The organism is uncultured Phascolarctobacterium sp., from assembly GCF_905212365.1.
Taxonomy (GTDB): domain Bacteria; phylum Bacillota; class Negativicutes; order Acidaminococcales; family Acidaminococcaceae; genus Phascolarctobacterium_A.
The window spans coordinates 1-7,478 of the sequence record NZ_CAJMEH010000081.1 but is presented as its reverse complement, the minus strand read 5'-3'; the positions used below and the strand labels follow the sequence as shown (position 1 = coordinate 7,478).

Annotated in this window: 6 protein-coding genes; all 6 read right to left on the bottom strand. The window is 51.8% G+C overall.

What is annotated here, in order from left to right; all coding sequences use genetic code 11:
- The coding region (locus QZ105_RS09850) for a hypothetical protein (protein ID WP_293729748.1) at positions 1 to 2,786 on the bottom strand (2,786 nt) is incomplete at its 3' end.
- A gap of 459 nt (positions 2,787 to 3,245) precedes the next feature.
- A complete protein-coding gene (locus tag QZ105_RS09845) occupies positions 3,246 to 4,277 on the bottom strand; it encodes a molybdopterin-binding protein (protein WP_293729747.1) in 1,032 nt (343 codons plus the stop codon).
- Positions 4,278 to 4,289: 12 nt separating this feature from the next.
- On the bottom strand, positions 4,290 to 5,081 hold the full coding sequence (gene modA, locus QZ105_RS09840; RefSeq protein ID WP_293729746.1) for a molybdate ABC transporter substrate-binding protein: 792 nt from the start codon (positions 5,079 to 5,081) through the stop codon (positions 4,290 to 4,292).
- Between the two features lie 2 nt (positions 5,082 to 5,083).
- Entirely contained in the window at positions 5,084 to 5,758 is a 675-nt protein-coding gene (gene modB / locus QZ105_RS09835; protein ID WP_366936043.1) for a molybdate ABC transporter permease subunit, read from the bottom strand.
- An 8-nt stretch (positions 5,759 to 5,766) separates the two neighbouring features.
- Positions 5,767 to 6,723: an MOSC domain-containing protein gene (locus QZ105_RS09830; RefSeq protein ID WP_293729744.1), complete on the bottom strand. Its 957-nt coding sequence runs from the start codon at positions 6,721 to 6,723 to the stop codon at positions 5,767 to 5,769.
- On the bottom strand, positions 6,702 to 7,196 hold the full coding sequence (gene moaC / locus QZ105_RS09825) for a cyclic pyranopterin monophosphate synthase MoaC (protein ID WP_293729743.1): 495 nt from the start codon (positions 7,194 to 7,196) through the stop codon (positions 6,702 to 6,704). Before moaC ends, QZ105_RS09830 begins: the two co-directional genes overlap by 22 nt.
- Positions 7,197 to 7,478 lie beyond the last annotated feature (282 nt).

Sequence of the window (7,478 nt, the reverse complement as noted above, 5' to 3'; positions counted from 1 at the left end):
GTTAAAGTGCCGTTATTCGTCAGTTCGCCATTAGCTTTGACGTTGCCGCTTGCTTTAATAGTACTATTTCTATTATTTACCAACGTAGTCGCTTCCACGTTCTTCGCTTCCAGCGTGCCGCTGTTCGTAATCGTACCTGCATTTACGCTCTCACCGTTCAGCTTCCCGCTATTAGTAAGCGTATCAGCGGTTACGTCGCTGGCCGTCAGTTCGCCATCGTTCGTCAGCGTATTGACTTCTACCGTCTTGGTTGTCAGCTTGCTGTCCTCTGCCAAGGTTGCGCCGGCAAAATTAGCAACGCTTGCCGCTTTACTGCTGCCTGCTTCCACAACTAAAGAGCCTGCCGCAGTTTTGGTATTGCTGCCGTACAAATTGCCGACAGCCGCGCCGCTCTGCAAGGTAATGGTATTTGCGTCGACTTTGCCGCTTTCGCTGTAGCCTGCGTAAACATCGCCGTCGTAAGCTCCGCTGATAGTTACGCTGCCGCCTACGGCAGTATTGTCGCCGCTAGCGTATGCGCCCGCAACCACGCTGGCATTGGTAGCAAAGTCTTCGCCTATTACTAAATCATTAGACGTAGCTGTTCCGTCTTCTGCAACATATACGTTGGCCAAAACAGACTTCGTAATATTAGCCACTAAATTATTATTACTTGTCGCAGCGTTAACGTCATGCACGCGCACGCCGTTGCCGCTGGTATCAACGCTTTCGAAAGCAGATTCTTGCGCGTTGTTAAACGTAATATTAGAAGTTGTACCGTCAATAATAGTATATGCTGTGCCGTCAGCCGCTAAATCGCTGCCTTCCTTCAAGGAATTAACGGCAATATTCACGCCTGTCAGATCTGTTTCTTGAACTGCGGACAAAACGCCGCCTGCGCTTAAATCCACATGCTCAAAATTCAGGTCAGTCACGTTGACGATAGTATTCACCGTGCCGCGCCAGCCGTCGATAACGAGAGCGTTGTCGCTAAGCTGTGCGTTAGCGCTATCAGTTTTAGCGCCGTACAGGGATACGTTATCTAAATCATTAGCGCTTTCCGTAACAGTGATGGTGTTTTTGCTGATGTTAACCTCGTGTTTATAGTCGTCGTTGGTCAAACCGCCGATTACTTCTGTAGCTTTAGTAAATTCACCGCCGCTGATGGTAATTTGGTTGCCCGTAACTGTACCGTCGCGTTGTATCAAACTACCAACAATTTGCTTACTACTAATAGTGCCGTCATTAATGACAACGGTATTTTTCACAGCAGAGCCATACTGACCCCAGCCGCCGTAAATATCTACATCCACCGTACCGCCATTAATCTGCACTGTATTGCCTTCCGCTGTGCAGTCTATAAAAGAAGAGTTATCAGTTACCTCGCCTGCCACAATCTTAGAATCAGATTTGCCTGTAATTACACCGCCTTCAATAGTAACGATATTGCCAGTCGCTTTATTTTTACTGCTGCCGCCTGTTATGCTGCTTCCGACAGTACCGCTAGCTAAAGTTATTTGAGTATCAGCGCCGCTTACGGTAACTTTATTATTGCTGGCATCATTAGTGCTTGCGCCGCCAGTTAAACCGCCTTTCAGCTTCACATTAGTAGCCACGACTTCGTTCCCGGTCGCTTGCTCCGTGCCGCTGCCGCCGCCTGCACTCCAACCTTGGTTTTCATGAGTCTCATAATCTGTATAGCCAAATTCCACATTGGTTAAAATAACTTTATTATTATTTGCTACAGCAGCATTACCACCGTGAACTTTAGCGTCCAATTTATTTACATTGCTAATAGTAACTATGTTATCATTTGCAGTTGCGCCTTTGTTACTTTTGCCGCCATAGATATCTGTTCCTAGACCGTTACTAATCTTAACATTGCCGCTGATAGATACGTTGTTTTCATCAGCTGTACCAGTCTCGCTTTGACCGCCAGCAATCCATGAACCGCCAATTATGCCGCCAGTTATTTCGACGCTATTATGCGTTACGTCACCAGTACCTTTGATATCTGACAAACCGCCATAAACATTATTACGTACTGTGCCGCCGTTCATAATCACTTTATTCCCGGTAATATTAGCGCCAGCCGTCGCATAACCGCCAACTAGGGAAATGCTTCCGTGTACGCCGCAATTTTCCACATTTACTTCATTATTGCTGACCGTGCCCGCACCGTTACTTTGCCCACCTATAACGTCACCACTTATCATGCTATCTTTGGCAGTTACAGTATTCTTGGTTACAGACCCATCGCCATCGCTCTGTCCACCGATTAATGAACCAGTATGAAATGCGGTTTCTTCATTTGGCTCCTGCCAATATTCAGCATATTCAACATTTCCATCTTTATCACGGTCAAAATATTCATAATCTATAAAATCTCTAATAACCGTACCTAATTTGGTAGAGCCGCTATTTATAAATATATTGTTACCACTAACAGCTTCATCACCCTTGCGAGCATATCCGCCGTAAACATTAGCACCGTACGCTATTTTACCATTATCAATATATTTTTCTCCCCAATCAAAGCCTTCTCGTAAATCCTCTTCCGGAACCTCTACGGGTTCAAACTCAACCCAACCGTTGCCCTTAACTTCAACGCCATTAATAGTAATAGTATTATTACTCAAGCTATTTTTGTGATAAATGTAATAGCCTTCATCCGCAGAATTCCAGTTTTCATCTAAACTTCCCATAGTTCCGTCAATCGTCAAATCCGCAGCCATTGCCCCGCCCACCGGCATAGCCAACAGCAAACCAAGCGTTATCGCCCGCGCTAAAATTTGTTTTCGTTTCATACAAATGCACCCCTTCATCATAAAAATTTTATATATGTGCAGCGTACCGCCGCAAGGAAAACAAGGACTAAACTCCCCGGTCACCTTCGGTGACAGCCCCCTCTAAGAGGAGACACAAAAGTAAGCTTTACTCTTTTGCTCCCTCTTAGAGGGACAAGGTGAATTGGCCGCAGGCCAAGATAGGGAGGCCTGGCCGACTGGCTGCAAGCTTGCGAGCAGACTGAGGGAGTATATTTAACCTGCGTTAGCATATCTTACTAAAAAACATACTCCGCTTCTACTCACATTATAGCACGCTTGTCCCCCCCGACAAGCCTTTAATACTTATAAAGCCTTACTTTCTCTAGCTTGTCGCCTGTTTTACTTTCGGGCAGTGGGCCGACTAAAAAAGCCCTGCCTACTTTTCAGTAAACAGGGCTACCCTTGCGCTTTATTAGTAAAATCCAATATAATATCCGCTCACCAGCCCTTGCCAAAGCCACAGGCAGGATAAGTGCAGACAGAGCAGTTAAGGCACAGCCCGCCTTCGCCCAAGGACGCCAGCTCCTCGGCGGTAATCGGGTCGCAGGCCAGCACGCGCGGCAGCGCCAGGTCAAAAATCGTCCTTTTGGCATACATGACGCAGCCGGGCAAGCCCATAACAGGGGTTTGCCGCTCGCCGTAATAGGCCAGCAGGAACATTGCTCCCGGCAAAACAGGCGAACCGTAGGATACGATGCGGGCGCCCGTATTTTTGATGGCCAAGGGCGTGCGGTCGTCCGGGTCGACGCTCATGCCGCCGGTGCAGCACACCAGCTCCGCGCCCTTTTCCTCAATAGCGCGCTTTACGGCCGCCGTAACAGCGTCGGGATCGTCCCCCAATACCTCGCTGTACACCACCTCTACGCCGTACTCCGCCAGCTTATCCACAATGACCGGCGTAAAGGTATCCTTAATGCGTCCGTAAAAAACTTCGTTGCCCGTAGCTATGACCGCCGCCCTTTTCAGCCTGTAGGGCAGCAGCTGCAAAAGCGGCTCGGAGCCGCACAGACTTTGCACACGCGCCATTTTTTCTTTTTCAATAACCAGCGGGATAATGCGCATACCGGCCAGCTTATCGCCCTTTTTCACCGGCGTATTGCCGTGCCGCGTCGCAATCATCATTTGTCCGAAGCCGTTGACCAGCCTGAGACGGCTGCTGTCCAGCTTGAATAAGCCGTCATATGCTGCGGTCAGCTCTATCTTACCCTCTTTAATGTCCGATTCCGTCATGCCGTCGTTTTTGCACATAGCGCATAAAATACGCGCCGCATCGTTCTCGTGCAGCATACTTTCGTCGGCCTCCCAAACGTAAAGATGCTCCTTGCCGATGGACAGCAGCACGGGAATATCCTCCTCCCGCACCACATGCCCCTTGCGGAACACGGCGTCCTTGGTTACGCCCCTGATGATTTGGGTCAAATCATGGCACAGAACGCTGCCCACCGCGTCCTCTGTTTTTATCAGCTTCATACAAGCAGCCTCCTATTTCTTTACGCGGGCAAAGCCGTACTTTTCAAAAACCTGCATAGCCTCGTCGTTCTGCAAAAAGGCAGCCAGCTCCTTAGCAGCAGCTGCCTGCGGCGCTTTCTTCAAAATACCGATAGGATAGATTACCGGCTTTTGCAAAGTTCCCTGCGGAGCTTCGGCAACAACGGTTACTTTATCCTTAATCGAGGCGGCGTCGGTAGCGTAAACCAAACCGGCGTCGGCGCTGCCCTCGCCCACCCAGTTAAGCACCTGCGTTACGTTTGTGCCAAGGCTGGCTTTGCCCTCGACCTGCTGCCACAGCCCCAGGCTGGTCAGCGCTTCGCGCGCATATTGTCCGGCAGGCACGCTGGCCGGGTCGCCGATAGCGGGATGCTTGGCCTTGGACATATCCTTAAACTCCTTGATGGAACCGTCGTTCTTAACGGGAACGATCAGAACCAGCTTATTTTCCAGCAGCGGCTGAATGCTCTCGCTGTTCATATAACCCTTCTTATCGAGAGCCTGCATCTGCTTATTAGCGGCGGAAATAAACAGGTCAGCGGCCAGGCCGTTTTCAATCTGGGACTGCAGCTTGCCGCTGGCGTCGTACACGCCCTGAATTTTTATTTCCGGATGCTTTTTCGTGAACATAGGAATCAGCTGCTGCTCAAAAACCTTTTCCAGACTGGCTGCCGCAGCCACATGCACTGTTTTTTGCTCTTTAGCAGCTTCCTTTTTAGGCGCTTCGCCGCAGCCTGCGGCAAGCAGCAAGGTGAAAGCGCAGAATAAGCAAATTATTTTTTTCATTATCATCTCTCCTGTCTTTTTTTGCAATAATACAGATACAAGTTTAAACCGATAACTACCGCTGAACAAATAGCGACGATGATAGCCACATACTTACCGGCCGCGTCCCAATCGCCCGCCGCCACCGCCGAATAAACTGCTAGGGGCAGCGTCCGCGTTTTGCCTGCAATATTGCCTGCCAGCATCGCCGTAGCGCCAAATTCGCCCAAACCGCGGGCGAAGGCCAAAAGGCCACCGGAAATGATTCCCGGCAAAGCGTTGGGCAGATGAATGCGCCAGAAGATACGCCACTCGCCCAATCCCAAAGAACGGGCCGCCTCCAGCATACCCTTATCCACCTGCGCCAGCGCGCCGCGGGCCGAACGGTACATCAACGGAAAGGATATGACCGCCGCCGCCAGCACCGTCGCCAGCCAGGTAAAGGCTATCTGCACGCCGAAGGCATCGATAAAAAAGCGTCCCACAATGCGGTTATTGCCAAAGAAAAACAATAAAAAAAAGCCTGCTACCGTAGGCGGCAGCACCATGGGCAGGGTAAAGACCCCGTCCACCAGTATCTTCAAGGTTTCGCTGCGCAGCCCTTCTACCCACCAGGCGGCGACCACGCCTAAGAAAAACACAATGCCAATAGTGGCGCAGGCCGTATGCAGGCTAATCCACAAAGGTGAAAAATCTATAGCACCGCTCATGCTCTGCCGCACTCCTTTGCCGTTCCCCGTAAAATGCGCAGACCATGCTCCAGTTCCGTCAGCACAATGGCCAAGGCTTCTTCCACAGCCTTTCTGCTGCCCGGCAGATTAACTATCAGAGTGGAATTGCGCAATACGGAAACGCCGCGGCTGAGCATGGCCCGTCGGGTAATAGCCATGGACTCCATGCGAATGGCCTCGGCAATGCCCGGAGCCAGGCGCGTAGCCACGGCCAGCGTTGCCTCCGGCGTTACGTCGCGCAGGGAAAAACCCGTGCCGCCGGTGGTTATTATCAAATCAACCTGCCTGCTGTCCGCAAGGCGTTTCAGTTCCTTTTCAATCTGCGGTCTATTGTCAGGCAAAAGCACCTGCTCAACTATTTCATAGCCTGCCGCCGTCAGCAGCTCCGCAGCTCTTGGACCGCTGGTATCCTGCCGCTGTCCGGCCGCCCCTTTGTCCGAAAGGGTCATTACCGCCGCCCGCAGGGGAGCGTCCGCAGCAGGCAGCTGCGCCGTCATTACCATACCCGGACGCAGCTCGCCGCCATGCTCCACGATAGCGAAAACGCCCTCGCGCGGCATAATGCAGTCGCCTACGCGCTGGAATATCTGGCAATGGTTATGGCATTCCTTGCCGATTTGCGTAAGCTTCAGCACCACCTCGCCAGCCATGAGCAATGTACCCACGGGCAAGGCACTGAAGTCGATGCCGCAGACCAAAATATTTTCGCCGAAATCGCCTGGCTGTACTGCGCCTCCGGCGGCGTTAAAGGCCTGTACCTGCTCGTCGGACAGCAGGCTGACCTGCCGGTGCCAGCTCCCAGCGTGAGCGTCCCCCTCCAGCCCATGCCCAGCCAAGCAGCGCACGGAAGGTACCGTATGCTTGACCGTGCCTCTGGCTTCGCTGATGCACAGCGCCTTAATCACGCCCTTTATCGCTCCTGTTGCTTCCACGTAAAATCACCGCTCCTTCCGCCGCTTTTGCGCAGCAAATGTATCTCCGTCAGCATCATGGACTTATCGATGGCCTTGCACATATCGTAAATCGTCAGCAGCGCCGCCGACACGCCCGTCAGCGCCTCCATTTCCACGCCCGTCCTGCCGCTGGTTTTAACTAGGCAGGTAGCCTCTACGGCGTACTTCCCTGCTTTCTCCAGCAGCGCAAAATCCACCGTTACCTTGCTCAAGGGCAGCGGATGGCACAAGGGAATAAGGTCGGCGGTTTTTTTAGCGGCCATAATAGCGGCAATCCGCGCCACGCCCAGCACATCGCCCTTAGCCACCGTATGGGCCGCCAGCCTGTCGTAAATTTCCCGGCAAATTATAATTTTGCCGCTTGCAGCGGCCTCCCGCTCCGTTACAGCCTTAGCGGACACGTCCACCATTACGGCGTTGCCCTCGCCGTCAAAATGCGTCAGCTCACCCATAGCTCAGCCTCCTATTTCATTCATGGCGAAGCCTGCCGGACAAGCGTCAAAGCCGTGCCCCGCAGGCTTATGATATATGGCCTGCCGCAAAGCCTGCCGCAAGGCCGCAGACCAGAGATACTGCCATCCTTTTCGCTAGGAGCGAGCCGCTGTTTTTATTTTTTTCCATACGATTTTCCTCACTTTTTTCCGTTTCCCAGTGTGTTTCGGTCGCATTCGGCCTATCTTACCACGACACGATGTTGGATGCAAGGGAAAAATCGTCTTTTCAGGCGATTTTTT